Genomic DNA, 18,180 nt, shown 5'->3' on the forward strand with positions numbered 1-18,180 from the left:
CAGTGCACCGACCCCCCGCCACCCCGGTGGCACGTGGCCGCAAGGGCACGCTGGGCCTGACCTCCGTCCTGCTCGTCGGCGCGCTGGCCCTCGCGGCCTGCGGCCAGAGCACTCCGGGCGGCTCCGGCGGCTCCGACGTCCGCAGGCAGACGCTGATCATCGCGGAGAACGAGCCGCCGGCCACCTTCGACCCGGTCCAGGCCGACAACTCGACCGTTGACGAGGTGTCCATCCCCGCCTACGACACCCTGGTCAAGTACGGCAAGGGCGGCGTGATCGCCCCCGCGGTGGCCACCGAGTGGACGTTCTCCAAGGACGGCAAGACCCTCGACCTGACGCTCCGCGACGACGTGACCTTCCACGACGGCACCAAGCTGACCGCCACCGACGTGAAGTACACGCTGGACCGGATCGGCAAGCTGCAGATGGGCGTCGCGTCGCTGCTGACCGCCTACGACTCCGCCGAGGTCGTCGACGACACCCACCTGGCGATCAGGCTGAAGCAGTCCTACGCGCCGTTCCTGGGTGCGCTGTCGCGGGTCTACCTGCTCAACTCCAAGCTCGTCCAGGCCAACGCCGGCTCCGACGACGGCCGTCAGTGGCTGGCGGCCAACGGCGCGGGGTCCGGGCCGTACAAGCTGACCGGGTACACCCCCAACCAGGAGGCCAAGTTCACCCGGCACGACGGTTACTGGGGCGGTTTCACCAACCAGGCCAAGGACGTGGTGATCCGCTACCTGCCGCAGGCGGCGACCCAGAAGACCGCGCTGAGCAACGGTGACGTGGACATCGCGATGGACATCGACCCCAACGACTGGGCCGGTCTCGAAAGCGGCGGCTATGTGGTGGACAAGGCCGACACCAACGTGCAGCTCTACGTCTTCTTCAAGATGAAGGACTCGCCGGCGGCCGACAAGGCGCTGCGCGAGGCCATCACCTACGCCTACGACTACGACCAGCACCAGTCGGCCATCCTCAAGGGCGCGGGCAAGAAGGCCGCCGGAGTGCTGGCGAGCACTATGGCCTGCGCCGACCCCACGGTCGCGCAGGCGGGCTACGACCTGGACAAGGCCAAGAGCATCCTGGACGCCGCCGGCCTGAAGAACGTCACGCTGACGATGAGCTACCTCAAGGCCACCGCCGAGATGGAGCAGGCGGCCACGCTGCTCCAGTCCGACCTCGCCAAGATCGGCGTGAAGGTCGAACTGTCGGCGGTCACCTACCCGCAGTACGTCGAGATGCTCAAGAGCAACGAGACCACGCCCGACCTCGGCATGATCTACGGCTTCCCGCCCTACCCGGACCCGGACTCCGTGCTGCACCTGCAGTTCAACTCGAAGTTCATCAACAACGGGCAGAACAGCGGCGGCTACCACAACCCGAAGGTCGACAAGCTGGTCGAGGACGCTCAGAAGCTGACGGACGAGGAGGCCCGCTGCGCCCTCTACAAGGAGGCCCAGCAGACCATCGCGGCCGACCACCCCTCGATCAACATGTCCAACCCGCAGTACGTGACGGTTCACCGCAAGGGGCTCACCGGCTACGCCTATGACCCCGCGCACCACCAGACCGTGGACGTCTACCAGGTGCAGGTCGGCTGACCCGCCGGGCTCGGCGCGGCCCTCCGCGCCGGGCCCGCCCATCATCGGAGATCACCACTGAGGGGAGGTACCCCATGGCTCGTTTCCTGCTACGGCGGCTCGTGACCAGTGTCGTCGTTCTGGCAGGCCTGGCCGTCGTCACCTTTCTGATGACCCAGGTACTGCCCGGCGACCCGGCCAGGACCGCCGCGGGGCGTAACGCGACCGCCGAACAGGTGGCACAGGTACGGATCCAGCTCGGCCTTGACCGGCCTCTGTGGCAGCAGTTCACGGGGTATCTGGACCGGCTGCTCCACGGCGACCTGGGCATCTCGGTGTTCACCCAGCGGCCGGTGCTCGATGACATCGCGGCCATGCTGCCCTCCTCGGTGGAACTCGTGCTCGCCGCGATGGCGATCAACATCGTGGTGGCGGTACCGCTGGGCGTGTACGCCGCCTACCGGCGAGGCCGGCCGGCCGACATCGCGGCCCGGCTCATCGCCCTGCTGGGCGCGGCGGTCCCGGTCTTCTGGCTGGGCCTCATGCTCCAGCTCGTCTTCGCCGCGGAACTCAGGTTGCTGCCGCTGACCGGCCAGCTCGCCTTCGGCCAGGACGTGCCGAGGATCACCGGAATGACCTCGCTGGACGCGCTGCTCGGCGGGAACCTGCCCGCCTTCGGCGACGCCCTGCAACACCTGATACTTCCCGCCCTCACGCTGGCCGCCTCGTTCGTCGCGGTGGTGGCCCGCACGGTGCGCTCCTCAATGATCACCGCGCTGGACTCCGACTACATCACGCTGGCCCGGGCGACCGGCGCCTCGGAGTTCCGCGTGGTGGTACGGCACGGCCTGCGCAACGCCATGGTCCCGGCCAGCACGATTCTCGGCATGCAGCTCGGCTGGATGCTCGGCTCCACGGTCCTGGTGGAATCCATCTTCGGCAGGACGGGAATCGGCGCCCACGCGGTCGCCGCCGTCCTGCAGAGCGACCTCTACACCGTGATCGGCACGGTTCTCGTGATCGGAGTGGTCTTCGTGGTGGCGAACATCGCCGTGGACCTGATCCAGCTCTGGCTCAACCCGCGGCTGCGCAGGACGAAGCGCCGCACGGGCGAGCCGGCCGTACCCGCTCTCGCGGAGGTGAACGCGTGAGCGCCGGCGCCACGGCGGTCGCCGGCGCGCGCCGCCGTATCCTGCCCCGCGTCCCGATCGTCGAGCGCGCCGCGGTGACGGTGGCCGTGGCGATGGTGCTCCTCGCCGCCGTCGGGCCGCTGATCGCGCCGCACGACCCCTACGCGGTCGACCTGTCCAAGGCCCTGCTGTCCCCCTCGGGCGACCACTGGTTCGGCACCGACGCCAGCGGCCGTGACGTGCTCAGCCGGGTGCTGTCCGGCGCGCGGGTCACCCTGCCCGCCACGATGATCGTGATCGCCGCCGCGGCGCTGATCGGGACCGTGGTCGGCACGGTCGCGGCCCTCGGCGGGAAGGTCGTCGACGAGGTGCTGATGCGGATCACCGACATCGGCCTCTCGCTCCCGTCGATCATCCTGGCCCTCGGCCTGGCCGCCGCGCTCGGCTCCGGCCTGCAGTCCGCGGTGATCGCCCTCTCCCTCACCTGGTGGCCCGGCTACGCGCGGCTGGTGCGCACGCTGGTCCGCGACGTCAAGGACGCCGAGTACGTCGACGCGGCCAGGATGCTCGGGGTCTCCAGGACCCGTCTGGTCTTCCGGCACATCCTGCCCAACGCGCTGAACACCCTGTACGTGCAGACCACGCTGGACGTCGCCGCGGTGATGCTGGTCATCTCCGGCCTGTCCTTCGTCGGCGTCGGCGCGCAGGTGCCGTCCGCCGAATGGGGGGCGATGATCGCCTCGGCGGCCAACAACCTCACCAACGGCTGGTGGGCGGTGGCCTTCCCCGGCCTGGCCATCATGCTGACCGCGATCTCCTTCAACCTGCTGGGCGACTGGCTGCGGGTGCGCAACGACCCGACGATCCGCGAGGGGGCCGGCCGATGACGGACACACCACTGCTCGCCGTACGGGATCTGCGGGCGAGCTTCCCCGGGCCCGAGGGGCCGGTCGAGGTCGTGCACGGCGTCGACCTGGAGCTGGCACGCGGCGAGAAGGTCGCGCTGGTCGGCGAGTCCGGCTCCGGCAAGTCGGTCACCGCGCGAGCCGTACTGCGACTGGACGCCGGCGCCACGCTGACCGGGCGGATCGAGCTGGACGGCACCGACCTGCTGACGCTGCCGCCGCGCCGGATGCGCGAGGTCCGCGGTTCGGGGGTCGGCCTGGTCTTCCAGGACCCGCTTGCCTCGCTCAACCCGGTGATGACGATCGGCTGGCAGATCACGCAGCCGCTGGTCATCCGAGGGGTGTCCAAGAAGGTCGCCAGGCGGCGCGGCGTCGAGCTGCTCTCCCGGCTGGGCGTGCGCGACGCCGAGCAGCGCTTCGACGACTACCCCCACCAGTTCTCCGGCGGGATGCGGCAGCGGGTGGTGATCGCCATCGCGATCATCGCGGAACCCGCGCTGCTCATCGCCGACGAGCCGACCACCGCACTCGACGTGCGGGTCCAGGCGCAGGTGCTGCGGCTGCTGCACGAACTGGCCGACGAGCGGGACATGGCGGTCCTGCTGATCACCCACGACCTGGGCATCGTGGCCGGGTTCGCCGAACGGGTGGTGGTGATGCGCCACGGCCTGGCGGTGGAGAGCGGCCCGGTCGAGGAGATCTACGCCCGGCCCCGCCACCCCTACACCAGGGCGCTGCTCGCGGCCGTGCCCCGGATCGGGGGAGACCTGTCCCGGCCGCTGGCCACCATCGGCTCCGCGGTGGAGACGGCCGAGGAAGGAACGGTGAGCCCGTCATGAGCGAGCCCCTGCTGCGGGTGCGGAACCTGGTCAAGACGTTCGAGGGCAGGCGCGTGCTGGACGACGTCTCCTTCGACATGATGCCGGGCGAGGTGCTCGGCCTGGTCGGGGAGTCGGGCTCCGGCAAGTCCACCACCGCGCGGTGTGTGGCGCGGCTGACCGAACCGGACTCCGGCCGGGTGGAACTCGGCGGGCGCGACGTGCTGGCGGCCGGCCGCGGGGAGCTGCGCTCCCTCCGTCGCGAGATGCAGATGGTGTTCCAGGACCCGTACTCGTCGCTGAACCCCCGGATGACCGTGGCCGAGCTGCTTGAGGAGCCGCTCGTCGTGCACGGCCTTGAGCCGGACCGGCGCCGGCGCAGGGAGCGCGCGGCGGCCCTGCTGGAGACGGTGAGCATGTCCGCCGAGCACCTGGACCGCTACCCCAGGTCGTTCTCCGGCGGGCAGCGCCAGCGCATCGCCATCGCCCGGGCCCTGGCGGTCGAGCCCCGGCTGCTCATCTGCGACGAGCCGATCTCCTCCCTGGACGTCTCGGTCCAGGCCCAGGTGCTCAACCTGCTCCGGGACCTGCGGCTGCGGCTGAACCTGTCGATCCTGTTCATCGCGCACGATCTGGCGGTCGTCTACTACCTCTGCGACCGGATCGCGGTCATGGAACAGGGACGGCTCGCTGAGATCGGCACCCGGGAGCAGGTGTACGGGGCGCCGGAGCACCCCTACACCCGGTCGCTGCTGGCGGCCGTCCCGATCCCCGACCCCGCCGCAGAGCGTGCCCGCCGCGCGGCCGAACCCCAGTACTGAAGGAGGACCCGTGGAGAATCTGCGGATGTTCGTCAACGGCCAGGCGATGTCGGGCGGCAGCCTGAACACCGCGCTGAGCGGCGCGGTGTTCGTCGGACCCGTCGAGACCGCCCCCCGCTACCGGTTCTACTCGGTGCGCGACGAGTTCCCCGGCCTGTACCCGGTGACCTCCGACGGGCACGCCGTGCCCGGCGAGCTGTACGAGGTGAGCTACCAGATCCTGCGCGAGCACCTGCTGCCGAACGAGCCCGAGGAGCTGGAGCTGAGCGTGATCGAGCTCGCCGACGGCAGCGGATCGCTGTCCATGCGGATGCGCGACGGGTCGCTGACCCTGCCGGGGGTCACCGACATCAGCACGGCCGGCGGCTGGCGGGCCTACCTCGCGTCCGGCCGGACGCAGGGCGCGATCGGATGAGAGACGCCGAGCTGGTGGTGCGGGGCGGCACGGTGGTCGAGGCGGGCTGGTCCGCCCCCGCCGACGTGTTCGTGGCCGGTGGTGTCGTCGTCGCCCTGGCCGAGCCGGGCACGCCCGCGCCGGGCACCGCGACCGAGGTCGACGCGACCGGGCGGCTGGTCATGCCGGGCGGGGTGGACCCGCACTGCCACGTCGGCTTCACCTCCGGCGACTTCACCTCGCTCGACGACTACACCAGGTGCACGACGGCCGCGGTGTTCGGCGGCACCACCACGATCGTGGACTTCGCCATCCCACGGCCCGGCCAGGCACCCGCCGACGCGGCGTACGCCCAGCGGGCCAAGGCTGATCGGGGACTGTGTGACAGTGCCCTGCACGCCTGCGTCGTGGAGTGGGACGAGACCGTTCCCGACCAGCTCGGCGCGCTGGTCGCGGACGGCATGCCCACGGTGAAGATGTTCACCACCTACCGCGGCGAGACCATGGCGGGCGAGGACACCATCCTGCGGACCATGAGGACGCTGCGCGACCTGGGCGGCATGGTGGTGATCCACTGCGAGGCCAACCACATCATCGAGGACACCCAGGAACGGTGCGCGGCGAGCGGCAGGATCGGCGCCGGGCACATGGCCGCGACCCGTCCCGAACTGGCCGAGACCGCCTCGGTGGCCGAGGTGCTGGCCATCGCCGAGTCGCTGCGGGCGCCGGTCTACTTCGTGCACCAGTCCACCGCCGAGGCGGTCGAGCTGGTGGCGGCGGCCAGGCGGCGCGGCGTGCCGGCGTTCACCGAGTCGGTCGCCCACCACCTGGTGCTGGACGACGGCAACTATGACGGCCCCACTCCGGAGCGGTTCGTCTGCTGCCCGCCGCTCCGCTCCCGCCAGGCCGTCGACGCGCTGGGACGCCACCTGTTCACCGGGGAGATCACCACGATCGGCAGCGACCACTGCTGCTACGACGTGGCGCAGAAGGAGTCGCGGCGCACCGACGTGCGGGCCATGCCCAACGGCCTGCCCGGGGTGGAGACCCGGCTACCGGTGATCTTCTCCGAGTACGTCGCCGGGGCAGGGCTGCCCGCCACCCGGTTCGTCGAGCTGACCGCCGCCAACCCGGCCAGGACCAACGGCCTGTATCCGCGCAAGGGCACGCTGATGCCGGGCTCGGACGCCGACATCGCGATCTGGGATCCGGCCGCCCGGTGGCGGGTGAGCGCCGGCGACCTGCACATGGCGACGGACTACACGCCGTATGAGGGCATGACCCTGACCGGCAGGCCGCGGACCGTCCTGGTCGGCGGCCGGGTCGTGGTCCACGACGGCATCCTGGCCGACCCCGTCCCCCGCGGCCGGCACCTGCCCGCCGGACCGATCTCGCTCACCCCGGCACTGGGACGCACGGCCCCGTGACGACGGCGCCCCGGCCGGCAGTCGCTGGCCGGGGCGATCCCATCGGCATCGGCGGAGGACCTGGTGGCGCCGGACAGGGGCGTCGAGTCCCGCACGTTGGCCAGGGCCGTCCAGTGGTATGTTCGGCGGCGCGTCCTTCTCAGCGGTCACCGTACCGTCGTGTTCACCTGATCGGCGCCGAAGCGGTCGCTGGGGCGATCGTCGGTTCGCACCGGAACCCGGTCGGCGAAACCCAGGTCGGGGTCCCAGCGTAGGGAGACGTGGCCGCCGGGAGTGCGGACGCTCAGCCGTCCGCCGGACCGGGCGACCTCGGGGTCGCCGGTGCCGGGCACGATCAGGGTGAGCACCGACTCGGCGGGCGGGGACAGGACCGTCGTCGCCTCGGCCTGCCTGAGGTAGCCGAGGGCGATCGTCTCGGTCCGCACGGCCTGCCCGCAGAGCGGCCGGCCCGAGGGCATCGCGAGTTGGAGCAGCGTCACCCGCCACTCCCCGTCGGCCAGGACCACCTGGCCGTCACGGTTGGAGACCACCGTGAGCGAGGGGGCGAAGTGCCACAGGTTGCGCAGCGCCGACCCCGCCGGGACCGAGTCCAGCACGGCCATCAGGTCGGCGCCGTGGCCGACCAGGACCGACCGCGTACGGCTGACGCCGTACGCGGTGTCGGTGAACCGGTAGCACTGCCGCGCCGGGGCGACGGACGAGCTCACCAGGCGCGTCGCCGTCCCCTCGCGGAGGTCCGCGTCCACCACGACGGGCACGTTGTGCGCCTCGGGGGAGATGGTCCACCTCCGGTAGCCGGTCCGCTCGTAGGAGTGGAAACCCGCCTCCACCAGGATGTCCCGGCCGTGGGCGTGGTAGGTGACGCCCAGATGGTCCTCGTGACCGTGCAGCCGGCGGCCGGTACCGAACCTGATCGAGTAGAAGGCCGACTCCGGGTCGTCCCATGCCGTCCTGCCGAAGACGTAACCGTCGTCGAACACCTGCACGGTGTCCTTCCCGTGCCGGAAACCGCTCGGGCGCGTGTCGGCCGGGCTGTCGCCGATCGGCACCAGGCGGCCGTCGGGCTGAGTGGCATGGCTGATGTAGGTCTCCAGCGAGTCGCGCCGCGCGACGAGCCCCGCGGGGACCTCGGCCCCGGACGCCCTGATCGCCTCGATCGCGGTGCCCAGCCGCCGGTGGACGTATATCCCGTACCTCGGAGCCTGCTCGTGCAGCACGCCCTGCGCGTCGATGGCGAGTTCCGCCGAGTCGGTCATCCGCCGGACGGCCAGGTCCTTCCACCGCTCCTGGCCGAGACGGCAGCCGACCGTCAGCAGCGCGATGTCCTGGTCCAGGCCGTGGTTGTGACCCCGCCGGTAGAGCGCGGGGTCGGACAGGATCTCGGCGTGCTCGACCAGGCTCTTCGACAGCCAGTCGTCGCGCACGTGCGCGCTGAGGCAGACCAGGACCGGGGCGCGTAGCGCGACCGGGTGCTCGGCCCAGGCCCAGGGACTGATACCGGTCGCGCCACGGGGATTGGCGCGTGCCCAGTCCTCGGCGATCCGGGTGGCGCGGTCGAGGTACTCCGCCTCGCCGGAGCGCTCGTACTCGGCGATCAGCCCTCCCATCCACCGCAGCGCGTGCAGGTTCAGCGTCCAGGAGCGGTTCCGGTGCGGGTCGATCCGCCAGTCGATGTCGGTGCCCAGGTCGACGGGGGGCAGGCCGACGAGCCTGACCCGGCCCGCCATGACCTCGGACACCTTGATCGCGGGAAACCGGTCGGCGGGGCAGATGACCGGTCCTTCGCTCGTCGCCAGGGAGGGCGCTCCGGGACGATTCCTGATCAGGTCGAGCGCCGTACGGGCATGCCAAAACAAGCGATTGCTCCAAAGGATGTCTCGGACGGCCCACGCGCGCACTCGTGAAGGCACTACGAGGGCGAACGGGTCGTCAGCGTGAAGGCGTGGTTCCCCCCGGCAACCCGGGCGGGCTAGGGAAGTTCGGGAACGGCGGGCCGCTCATCGGTCCAGCCCGCCTCCAGGACCAGCTCGACCTGCTCACCCCTGACTCCCGGCCGGCCGGCGACCGTGGAGGAGAGCACCTGGGAGCTGTCCGGATCGATGATCAGTGTCCGCTGCACGGCCGCGCCGTTCCGCGCCCCGGGAGGCTGAACGGTGAAGGCGAACCCGGCTCCCGCCCGGCCCCGCTCGTCCGTGGCGCTGCCCAGATACCGGATGTTCGGCAGCTCGGCCAGCGCACGGTAGGCGGCCGCGCGCACGTCCGGCGGCGACGGCTTGCTCCACAGCAGGCCGCTGAGCGCGTCCGCGACGACACCGTCGATGGTGCCGGCCGGAACGTCGCTCACCGCCTCGGTGACCCAGTCCCGCAACGCGGCGGGGGTGACCGGGAGCCTCTGGAGCTGCTCGAAGGTCATCTCATGACCGGCCATGCTGAAGGGCACCCTGCCGGTGATGGCCCTGAGCTCGCCCTTCTCCGGCGAGGTGGAGAGTACCTCCCCCTGGCTCGACCACTCGGCGGGGGAGCCGTCGCGACGCCAGGCCTCCTCGTCGGCCACGCTTCCCGGGCGCGCCCCCAGCGCCCGGGAGGCGGACCAGACCCGGCCGTCCCTGGCGACCCACTGCTCGGTGAGCCGTGACTCCACCACCCAGTAACGGTTCGCCCCCCTGCCCAGCTGCTCCGGGTACGTCTGCCGGTGCAGTTTCCTGACGCGCCAGTAGGCGTTCGCCGACGCGGGGTCCGACTCGGCGGTGGTCGCCGCCGCGAGCAGGACCGATCGCCCGGAGATCGTCGCGACCCGGTTCGGCGCCTCCGCCTCCCCGGTCATGCCGGGAACCACGATCGCCACCGCCACGGCGGCGGCCGCGAGGCCGGCCACGGCCGCGGTCCATGACAGCCGCCACCGTCGCCTCCTGGGCTCGTCGGTCAGCAACCCGCGCACCCTGGCCTTGAGGAGCGGATCGAGCCGCGGCTCGCCGTACAGCTCGCGGACCGTCTTCAGCTCATCCACGATCGGCCTCCTCGGACTCCAGCATCGGGTTGGTCTCGCCCAGCGTGGCGCGCAGCTTCTTCCTGGCCCGGTTCAGCCGTGACCCGACCGTCCCGTACGGGATGCCCAGGGCGGTGGCGATCTCCTCGTGGCTCAGCCCGGCCAGGGCGACGAGGAGCAGGACGTCGCGATCTCGCTGGTGGAGCCCGGCCAGGGCCGCCGCGAGACTCGGCCGCAGGCTTTCCGCGCTGACCCGCACGGTGACGTGCTCCTCGTGCCCCGGGGTGTCCGGGTCGGGGCCGTGGCGCCCGAGTGCGCGCAACGTTCGCACCTCGACGCGGCGGTGCCTGCCGATGAGGTTGGTGGCGATGCCGTACAGCCAGGCCCGCACGCCGGCCCGCGACGGGTCGTACTGCGCCCGCTTGCGGAACGCGGTGAGGAACGTCTCCGCGACGATGTCCTCCGCGGCGTCGGCGCCGAGCCGCTGGGCGACGTAGCGGTGGATCTCGCCGAAGTAGGTGTCGAAGATCGCGCTGAACCGCTCGGACTCGTCGAGGGAGAGCCGGACGACCTGGGCGTCCTCCGCCGGATGGGCGGCCCAGGACATCGCGGTCACGATGGTCTTCCCGTCATGTGCAATCCTTCGAACGCGAACGGCGGTCCCTCTCTATCGCCCGATCCGCCGATTCGCTTTCACGGTCCGGATCCGCGCATCGCGCCCAGCGCGGTGAGCCCCGCGCTGGGGGCCGGGCTCGTGTCGCGATCGGCGGGGTAGGCGGTCCGCCGGATGGCGGAGCGACGATAGGCCATGAGGAGGACGACACGCGCCGCGTCGTCGCCTAGCGTTCCCGGCCTCATCCCCGCCCGTCCGGGTGCGGGCCGGAACGCAAGGGAAGATCTCATGCCATCGCTCTCCAATCCACTCGGTTTCCGCAGATGGGCGGCGGGGGTGTGCCTCATCGTCGCGCCACTCCTCTACATCGCGGGCGCCATCGTCGACCCGGCCCTGCGGCAGGGCGGTGACACCACCGGCGTCTACGGCAGGTATCCGGAGCAGGTCTCGGTCAGCGCCTCGCTCCTGCACTGGAGCTGGGTGCTGATGATCCCGGGAATCATCGGGATGATCCACCTGATCCGGCACAGGGGAGTCGTTTTCGGCCACCTCGCCGGCGGTCTCGCGCTGCTCGGCGTGGTGAACTTCTCCGGACTGATGCTCGGGGATTTCTTCTACTCCCGGCTCGAACGCGCCCTGCCGCCCGCCCAGGGCGAGATGCTCGCCGAGCAGGCGTTCGCCGATCCCGGCGCCACCTTCGGGTTCCAGATCCCGGGCTTCCTCGGGCTGCTCGGCCTGTTCCTGCTCGGCCTGGCCCTGGCCTACGCCGGCCACGGGCCGTGGTGGGCACCCTTCGCGATCATCGCGGGCATCTTCGGAACCCTGATCTTCCCGATCGGCACGGTCGTTGGCGGCCTGCTCTACCTGGCCGGTTCCGGGGTGATCGGGCTGCGGATGCTGCGGATGAGCGACGCGGAGTGGGCCGGGCGGGAGGCGGCTCAGCCGGTCGCCGCCGGGGCGTCCAGCGGGAATCGGGCGACCACCCGGTAACCGCCGCCCGGGACGGGACCGGTGGACAGTTCGCCACCGTGCATCGCGGTCCGCTCGCGCATCCCGACCAGACCGTGCCCACCCGGGCGCTGCCCGTCCGAGCGCTGTCCGTCCGAGCGCTGTCCGTCCGAGCCGCGCCCGCCCCCGGTGCCGTCGTTGGTGATCTCCACATCCAGCCCGGTCAGGCTGTGGGCGATGACGACGTCGGCACCGGCGGCGGGGGAGTGCTTCAGCACGTTCGTCAGAGCCTCCTGGATCACCCGGTAGGCGGAGAGCGCGAGTCCCGGCGGCAGGGGGCGCGGTTCGCCGGTGATCCGGAGGCGGACGTCCAACCCGGCCTCCCTGACCTGCGTGACCAGCTCGTCCAGCCGCTCCAGGCCCGGCTGGGACGCGCCGGGGTCCAGGTCCCCGGTCCCGCGGAGCACGCCCAGCATGAGCTGGAGCTCCTCGACCGCCTCGCGGCCGGCCCGCTCGACCCCGAGCAGCATGTCGCGCTCCAGCTTGTGGTCCTCGCCGAGCCGCATCCGCACCCCGCCGGTGTGCAGGGTCATCACGCTCACGTTGTGCGAGACGATGTCGTGGAGCTCCCTGGCGATCCGGGTCCTTTCCTCCGCCACCGCCAGCCGGGCCCGCTCCTCGCGCTCCATCTCCAGGCGGATGGCGCGTTCCGCCAGCCGCAACGTCCGGTCGATCTGGCGACGCAGCAGGATGCCGCTCCCGTACGCCACGCCCATGAAGACGGCGGTGATCATGACTTCGGCGATGTCGTTGCTCTGGAACACCTGCATCTGCAGGCCGGCGTACGCCGCCAGCACGCACGCCAGCCCCGCGAGCCCGCGGCGGCTCCGCAGTTCCGCGGCGCTGGCCACGGTGTGGACCAGGATGAGCGTCGAGTAGAAGTGCCAGGCGGCGTAGTAGTCGTTGCCCGCCACCGCCCGCACGGCCAGGCCGATCGAGATCAGCGCGAGGAGCAGGGTCGTGGGGAACCTGCGCCGGAGCAGCAGCAGCGTCCCGGTGACGACCACCCCCACCGCCATCGGCACCGGATCGCTGATCTGGCCGGGCTGGGAGCCCTGGCGGCCGAAGGACTCGACGAGGCCGGTGATCCCCACGGCGAGGGAGAGAAGGAGATCCATCCGGGTCGGCCGCCAGTCGCCGAGCAGTCTCCTCAGCACGGCAGGCCCTGCTGCCCGGGTCGCACGACCCCGGCCTCGTAGGCGAACACGACGGCCTGGGTCCGGTCGCGCAGGCCGAGCTTGTGCAGCAGCCGGGCGACGTGGGTCCTGATGGTCGCGTCGCCTATCTGGAACTCCCGCGCGATTTCGAGGTTGGACAGCCCTCGGGCGAGCAGGCGCAGCACCTCCAGCTCACGCGGGGTGAGGGTGGCCAGCTCGGGCGGAGCGACCGGCTCGTGGCGTGCGGCGAACGATGCGATCACCCGCGTGGTGGCCGCCGGGTCGATGAGCGCGTCGCCGGCCGCCACCACCCGTACCGCCTCGATGAGCTGCTCGGGGGGCGAGGTCTTGAGCAGGAAACCGTTGACTCCGGCACGGAGCGAGGCGTGCAGGTTCTCGTCGGTGCCGAAGGTGGTCAGTATGACGATCTTGGGCGGATGCGGGTCCGCGAGCAGCCGCCGGGCGGCGCCCAGACCGTCCAGCCTGGGCATCGCGATGTCCATCAGCAGCACGTCCGGTCGCAGTCGCCGGGTCACGGAGAGGGCTTCCAATCCGTCTGCTGCCTCCCCGACGACCTCGATGTCCGCGGCGGTCTCTGCGACGAACCGCAGCCCGGTGCGGATCATGGCCTGGTCGTCCGCGATGACCAGCCTGATCCGCGCGAGATCGTTTGTCCTACCAGGCATGCACAGCAGGCTACAAGAGGTCGGCCGCGCGTCGGCCACCCTCCCCGTACGAGACGCGGGTGACCGGCCGTCCGCCGTGTGGCGGACCCGCGCTCCGCCGCGTGGCGGACGGCGTGTGCGCGGGATGGGCATTCGAGCCGGCCTGGCAGACGGGACTCACCGGACGTGTCACGCCGGCTCGAACACGACGGAGCCGTGCGGAAGCGTTGTGCGGGTGTCAGCGGCAGGCCGCGTCCCGCGTGGAGTCCGCTTGGAAGTATCTCTGTTGCCGGCGCCGCCCAGGGGGGTCCGCCGCTCGGTGAGTCGCCGAGGCCCGGCCGAGGCCGAGGAGCCGGTGCCGCTGCTCGCGGTGATCGCCGATCCGGTGAGGTGACGGCGATGGTACCGGTCGGACTGAGGTTCATCTCAGGTTTGATCACTGTTCATTTAGGTGTTATCCCACGGTCCTTCTTATGATCAACCGCTATGAAGACTGACGCTGGGAACAATCTCCGCAACCGGCTGCTGGGCGCGACCGTGTCGCTGGGCGTGGGTGCCGGAGTCGTTGCCTGGCTTTCGCCGGAGGGCACGGGCGGGGCCGGTCCGGCGAAGGTCGTGGAAGGCGCCTCGGCCTCCGGGTACCGATCGGTGACCGAGGCGGTGGCGAACGCACCCTCGTGGGCGAGCACGGCGATGGAGATGGCCACCGAAGGCACCCTCGTGCTCCTCGGGCTGATCCTCGTCCTGGTGTGGTGGATCGCCCTGCGCCGAGGGGACGTACGCGGTGTCGCCGGAACCGTTATGATCGGCGTGGGCACCGTCGCCGCCTACGCGATCAGCGAGACGGTGAAGCTGATGGTGATCGAGGAACGCCCCTGCCGGGTGGTACCGGGAGCCGCGGCGGCGATCGCGGAGTGCCCGGAGGTGGGGGACTGGTCGTTTCCCAGCAACCACGCCACCCTGGCCGCCGGACTCGCGGTCGGCCTGGCCCTGCTCCGTCCCCGCCTGGCCGCGGTGACCCTGCCGCTGGCCGCGGTGGCGGCGCTGCTCCGGGTGATGGTGGGGGTCCACTACCCGCACGACGTGCTCGCCGGTGTGATCCTCGCCGCAGGCGTGGTGGTGGCGGTGCTGCTCGCGCTCACGCCGCCGGCGCTGCGGCTGGTGTCGCCGCTGATCGAGCGCCTGGGCCGGAACGATTCCGACCCCGAGGGCCGGTACGGTCGCCGTCCGGCCGCCCCCGCGGGCAGGCACCGGGCCGGCCCTTCCCTCCAGCACGGTCAGCCGGCGGGGAATCTGCCCGCTGAGCCACATTACTTCCGTCCTTTCCGGGCCGATCTCCCGCAGACATCGGACAACGGCCACCACAGCGGACGCTTTTGATCCCGTTTTGATCCCGGACGTTTTGATCCGAGGCCGAAGGAGCCGTTGCGCGACGTTGAACATCCGTTTCCGGGAGGTGCGAAAGGCCGGAACTACGATGGGAACGGTGGTCGCGCGGGGATTCGCCGACCTCTCCCGCGTGGTGGGCGGACTCGAAGAGCCCGTACGGAGTTCGCCCTGAGTCCCGCGGGCGATCACACGGACCGATGGGGAAGGCTCCGATGGACGAGGCCGGGCTGCAGAGGCTCGTGGACCAGGTCGTGCTCGACCTGGGGGGTGCCTTCGGAGCGGCGACGGTCGTGCTCGGAGACCGGCTGGGCCTGTGGAAGGCGATGGTGGGGGCGGGCCCGCTCAGCCCCGGTGACCTGGCCTGGCGCACCGGCACCAATGAGCGGCTCGTCGCCGAATGGCTCGCGGCCCAGGCGTGTGCCGGATACGTCCGCTACCAGGACGGCGCCTACACGCTGACCGACGAGCAGGCGACGGTGTTCGCCGACGAGACCAGCCCGGTGTTCATGACCGGGCTCGCCGAACTGATCTCCTCCGTCTACCGCGACGAGGCCGGGATCGCGGAGGCCTACCGGGGTGCCAGGAACCTGGCCTGGCCCGACCACGACCGGGCGCTGTTCAACGGCACCGAGCGGTTCTTCCGCCCCGGATACGCCGCCCACCTGCGAGACAGCTGGATTCCCGCACTCTCGGGCGTCGAGGGGAAACTGACCGCCGGGGCCCTGGTGGCAGACGTCGGCTGCGGGCACGGCGCCTCGACCATCGTGCTGGCGGAGGCGTACCCGAACTCGCGCTTCACCGGCTTCGACGCGCACGTGCCCTCGATCGTGCGGGCCCGCGAGCTGGCACTGCAGGCCGGGGTCACGGACCGGGTGAGTTTCGAGACGGCCTACGCCGACGACTATCCGGGGGCCGGCTACGACCTGGTCTGCCTGTTCGACTGCCTGCACGACATGGGCGACCCCGTTGCCGCGCTACGGCACGTGCACTCCACCCTGGCACCCGACGGCACCGTGCTGCTGGTCGAGCCGTTCGCGCACGGGCGGTTGCCGGACGACCTCAACCCGGTGGGCCGGCTCTTCTTCAACGCCTCGGCCACCATCTGCGTACCCAACGCGCTCGCCCAGGGCGGCACCGAGGCCCTGGGCGCGCAGGCCGGGCGGGAACGACTCTTCGAGGTGGCCCGGCAGGCGGGTTTCACCCGGCCCTGCCAGGCGACCGCCACCCCGTTCAACCTGGTCCTGGAACTGAAACCGTAGCGGCCGTCGGTCCGCGCCGGCCCCCGCGGGTCAGGACACCCGGGGCGGGGCGGCGGTCCAGGTGTCGCAGGCGGCGGGGGAGAGCGCGCGGTAGCCGCGTTCGAACCAGCGGACCCGGTTGGCGCCGCTGCCGTGGGTGTGGCGCTCACCCTCGTCACCGCTGGCGCGGAGCGTCTCGGACAGTGCCTTCCAGTCCTGCTCGGTACGCGGCAGGGAGTCCCGCACGCTGCCCAGGAACACTCCCGACAGGCAGTCGGCCTGGAGTTCGTAGCGGCGGCCGAGTTCGGCCTGGCGGGTGTGGTCGGCGCGGACGCGCCTCTCGTAGTGGTCCCTGACGCCGGTGAGGCTCTGCAGGTGGTGGCCGTACTCGTGGGCCGCCACCTTGAAGGGGTACAGATCGGTCCGATCCTCGATCCAGGCACCGGTGAGCGGGAACACCAGCGTGGCCCATTTCGTGCAGTAGAAGGCGTCCGCGCCCTGGGGCCAGGGTATTCCGCAGACGCGCCGCGCGGGCTCGGAGTAGAGGCGGACCGTGGGCGTGCGGAACCGCAGCCCGGCCCGAGCGAAGTGGGCGGACCACGAGGTGTTCAGACATTTCATGACCGCGGTGAGGTACTCGCCCGGCTGCGGAACGCCTCTGTCGACGAGCGGCGGCTCCGGGCACGAGGTGGCCGCCAGCCTGCCGGACTTCAGCAACGAGGGCTTGGGGGCGGAGGCCTGCGCGACTCCGGCGGGCAGGACGGCAAGACACACGGCGACCAGCGGGACCCAACGTCGGAGAGACCGCCGGGAACCGGCGCGGGGCGGGAGGAAGCGCATGACCGGACAGCTTAGAACTCCTGGCGCCGTTGCCGCGCACGCGGCTCGCGCCGGCCCGTCGTCCGGGTGGCGATCGGCGGATCAGCGTGTTGAGGCGCCGTCCCATCCTCGCGCCGCCGGGCTCACGTCGTCCGCCGCCTGGCGGGCGTTCCCCGGCGGCACGCCGAAGGTCCGTTTGAACGCGCGGCAGAACGCCGCCTCGGACCGGTAGCCGAAGCGGCGGGCGACCACCGAGAGCGGCTCCGATGTCTGCCGAAGGTGCATGCGGGCCAACTGCATGCGCCAGTGGGCGAGATAGCGCATGGCGGGCTCGCCGACCAGGTCGGTGAAGCGCGCCGAGAAGGCCGAGCGCGACATGCCGACCTCCTGCGCGAGCGAGGCGACGCTCCACTGCCGTTCGGGCGCGCGGTGGATCAACGCGAGCGCCCGCCCCACCTGCTCGTCGCGCAGGGCGGCCAGCCAGCCCTGATTCGCCTCGGGCGCCGAGTCGAGCCAGGAGCGGATCGCCTGGATGACGAGGATGTCGGCGAGCCGGGTGATGACGGTCTCCCCGCCCGGTCGCAGGGCGAGAGCCTCGCGGGAGATGAACTGGAGCGTGCTGTTGAGCCAGTTGGCGTCGTCGTCCCAGGCGTCGATGTGCAGCACCTCGGGAAGCTGCGAGACGAGGCGCTGGGCCGCCACATGGTCGAAGCGCACGACACCGTAGGTGGCGTGCGTGCAATCCCCGCCGCCACCGTGGCGCATGATCTCGTAACACTCGCTGACCTGCTCGACCGGTATGTCGAAGAGCGGTTCGGTGTCGGCGTCGGGACCGCTCCGCAGCCGGTGCGGGGTGCCGTGCGGGATCAGGGTGAGGCTGCCCTGCCGGAGCAGGCGTGGCTCGGCTCCGTCGACCTCCAGCCGGCAGTGGCCCGCGGTGACGACCAGCAACGTCATCGACCCGTCGAGCGCCGGTACGTCGACGCCCCACGGCGCGGTGAGTTCGGCACGGCAGTAGAGGGTGCCGGTCAGCCGGAGCAGGTGCAGGGTCTCACCCAGCGGGTCGGCGGGAGCCGGGAACGGGCGAGGGGCACTCGGCATAGCCGTCATGGTGTCACCGCTCTCGACCAACCGTCCACAAGGCTGGACGAACAGCAAAGAAGGACGGACTTTTTTCTATTGTTAGTCCAGAAGTGCCGCACAAGACTGGACTCACCAGCAACCAAAGGA

Annotated in this window: 19 protein-coding genes; 11 read left to right on the forward strand and 8 right to left on the reverse strand. The window is 71.3% G+C overall.

Annotated elements, in window-relative coordinates; translation table 11 throughout:
* Nucleotides 1–2 precede the first annotated feature (2 nt).
* The 7 genes from ABZU75_RS18005 to hydA all read left to right on the forward strand — a co-directional run bounded on the left by ABZU75_RS18005 (nucleotide 3) and on the right by hydA (nucleotide 7,075).
* Entirely contained in the window at nucleotides 3–1,601 is a 1,599-nt protein-coding gene (locus ABZU75_RS18005; RefSeq protein WP_355555239.1) for an ABC transporter substrate-binding protein, read from the forward strand.
* Nucleotides 1,602–1,675: 74 nt separating this feature from the next.
* Nucleotides 1,676–2,731, forward strand: a complete 1,056-nt coding sequence (locus ABZU75_RS18010) for an ABC transporter permease (protein ID WP_355555241.1) — start codon at nucleotides 1,676–1,678, stop codon at nucleotides 2,729–2,731.
* Nucleotides 2,728–3,597, forward strand: a complete 870-nt coding sequence (locus ABZU75_RS18015; RefSeq protein ID WP_355555243.1) for an ABC transporter permease — start codon at nucleotides 2,728–2,730, stop codon at nucleotides 3,595–3,597. Before ABZU75_RS18010 ends, ABZU75_RS18015 begins: the two co-directional genes overlap by 4 nt.
* Nucleotides 3,594–4,454, forward strand: coding sequence for an ABC transporter ATP-binding protein (locus ABZU75_RS18020; protein WP_350956642.1), 861 nt, complete (start codon nucleotides 3,594–3,596; stop codon nucleotides 4,452–4,454). Before ABZU75_RS18015 ends, ABZU75_RS18020 begins: the two co-directional genes overlap by 4 nt.
* A complete protein-coding gene (locus tag ABZU75_RS18025; RefSeq protein ID WP_326637650.1) occupies nucleotides 4,451–5,254 on the forward strand; it encodes an ATP-binding cassette domain-containing protein in 804 nt (267 codons plus the stop codon). Before ABZU75_RS18020 ends, ABZU75_RS18025 begins: the two co-directional genes overlap by 4 nt.
* A 10-nt stretch (nucleotides 5,255–5,264) precedes the next feature.
* Entirely contained in the window at nucleotides 5,265–5,669 is a 405-nt protein-coding gene (locus ABZU75_RS18030) for a gamma-glutamylcyclotransferase (protein ID WP_350915395.1), read from the forward strand.
* Complete coding sequence (gene hydA / locus ABZU75_RS18035; RefSeq protein WP_355555247.1) at nucleotides 5,666–7,075, forward strand: dihydropyrimidinase; 1,410 nt, start codon at nucleotides 5,666–5,668, stop codon at nucleotides 7,073–7,075. Before ABZU75_RS18030 ends, hydA begins: the two co-directional genes overlap by 4 nt.
* Nucleotides 7,076–7,221: 146 nt before the next feature.
* Here the strand turns inward: hydA and ABZU75_RS18040 are convergent, their stop codons facing one another.
* The 4 genes from ABZU75_RS18040 to ABZU75_RS18055 form a co-directional block, all read right to left on the reverse strand.
* On the reverse strand, nucleotides 7,222–8,931 hold the full coding sequence (locus tag ABZU75_RS18040; protein ID WP_355555249.1) for a heparinase II/III family protein: 1,710 nt from the start codon (nucleotides 8,929–8,931) through the stop codon (nucleotides 7,222–7,224).
* A gap of 113 nt (nucleotides 8,932–9,044) precedes the next feature.
* Nucleotides 9,045–10,082: a CU044_5270 family protein gene (locus tag ABZU75_RS18045; protein ID WP_355555251.1), complete on the reverse strand. Its 1,038-nt coding sequence runs from the start codon at nucleotides 10,080–10,082 to the stop codon at nucleotides 9,045–9,047.
* Nucleotides 10,075–10,668, reverse strand: a complete 594-nt coding sequence (locus tag ABZU75_RS18050) for an RNA polymerase sigma factor (RefSeq protein WP_355555337.1) — start codon at nucleotides 10,666–10,668, stop codon at nucleotides 10,075–10,077. The genes ABZU75_RS18045 and ABZU75_RS18050 overlap by 8 nt, the downstream gene beginning before the upstream one ends.
* An 86-nt stretch (nucleotides 10,669–10,754) precedes the next feature.
* Nucleotides 10,755–10,964: a hypothetical protein gene (locus ABZU75_RS18055; protein WP_355555253.1), complete on the reverse strand. Its 210-nt coding sequence runs from the start codon at nucleotides 10,962–10,964 to the stop codon at nucleotides 10,755–10,757.
* On the opposite strand from ABZU75_RS18055, the gene ABZU75_RS18060 reads away from it, so the two are divergent.
* Nucleotides 10,963–11,664 carry a hypothetical protein gene (locus ABZU75_RS18060; protein ID WP_355555255.1) on the forward strand — a complete coding sequence of 234 codons (702 nt, stop codon included), beginning with the start codon at nucleotides 10,963–10,965 and terminating at the stop codon, nucleotides 11,662–11,664. The two genes, ABZU75_RS18055 and ABZU75_RS18060, sit on opposite strands and share 2 nt — an antisense overlap.
* On the opposite strand, the gene ABZU75_RS18065 is transcribed toward ABZU75_RS18060, so the two are convergent.
* Nucleotides 11,613–12,839, reverse strand: coding sequence for a histidine kinase (locus ABZU75_RS18065; RefSeq protein WP_355555257.1), 1,227 nt, complete (start codon nucleotides 12,837–12,839; stop codon nucleotides 11,613–11,615). The genes ABZU75_RS18060 and ABZU75_RS18065 overlap by 52 nt on opposite strands.
* On the reverse strand, nucleotides 12,833–13,525 hold the full coding sequence (locus ABZU75_RS18070; protein WP_355555259.1) for a response regulator transcription factor: 693 nt from the start codon (nucleotides 13,523–13,525) through the stop codon (nucleotides 12,833–12,835). The genes ABZU75_RS18065 and ABZU75_RS18070 overlap by 7 nt, the downstream gene beginning before the upstream one ends.
* Nucleotides 13,526–13,775: 250 nt before the next feature.
* Here ABZU75_RS18070 and ABZU75_RS18075 point away from each other — a divergent pair, with 250 nt between their 5' ends.
* The 3 genes from ABZU75_RS18075 to ABZU75_RS18085 all read left to right on the forward strand — a co-directional run bounded on the left by ABZU75_RS18075 (nucleotide 13,776) and on the right by ABZU75_RS18085 (nucleotide 16,152).
* On the forward strand, nucleotides 13,776–13,898 hold the full coding sequence (locus ABZU75_RS18075; protein ID WP_355555261.1) for a hypothetical protein: 123 nt from the start codon (nucleotides 13,776–13,778) through the stop codon (nucleotides 13,896–13,898).
* 92 nt (nucleotides 13,899–13,990) lie between these two features.
* Complete coding sequence (locus ABZU75_RS18080) at nucleotides 13,991–14,884, forward strand: phosphatase PAP2 family protein (RefSeq protein WP_355555263.1); 894 nt, start codon at nucleotides 13,991–13,993, stop codon at nucleotides 14,882–14,884.
* A 206-nt stretch (nucleotides 14,885–15,090) separates the two neighbouring features.
* Nucleotides 15,091–16,152, forward strand: a complete 1,062-nt coding sequence (locus ABZU75_RS18085; protein WP_355555265.1) for a class I SAM-dependent methyltransferase — start codon at nucleotides 15,091–15,093, stop codon at nucleotides 16,150–16,152.
* Between the two features lie 30 nt (nucleotides 16,153–16,182).
* Here the strand turns inward: ABZU75_RS18085 and ABZU75_RS18090 are convergent, their stop codons facing one another.
* Both ABZU75_RS18090 and ABZU75_RS18095 read right to left on the reverse strand, forming a co-directional pair.
* Nucleotides 16,183–16,905, reverse strand: a complete 723-nt coding sequence (locus tag ABZU75_RS18090) for a neutral zinc metallopeptidase (RefSeq protein ID WP_355555267.1) — start codon at nucleotides 16,903–16,905, stop codon at nucleotides 16,183–16,185.
* 147 nt (nucleotides 16,906–17,052) lie between these two features.
* A complete protein-coding gene (locus ABZU75_RS18095) occupies nucleotides 17,053–18,051 on the reverse strand; it encodes an AraC family transcriptional regulator (RefSeq protein WP_355555269.1) in 999 nt (332 codons plus the stop codon).
* Between the last annotated feature and the right edge of the window lie 129 nt (nucleotides 18,052–18,180).

Source organism: Streptosporangium sp. NPDC005286 (genome assembly GCF_040607515.1).
Taxonomy (GTDB): Bacteria; Actinomycetota; Actinomycetes; order Streptosporangiales; family Streptosporangiaceae; genus Streptosporangium.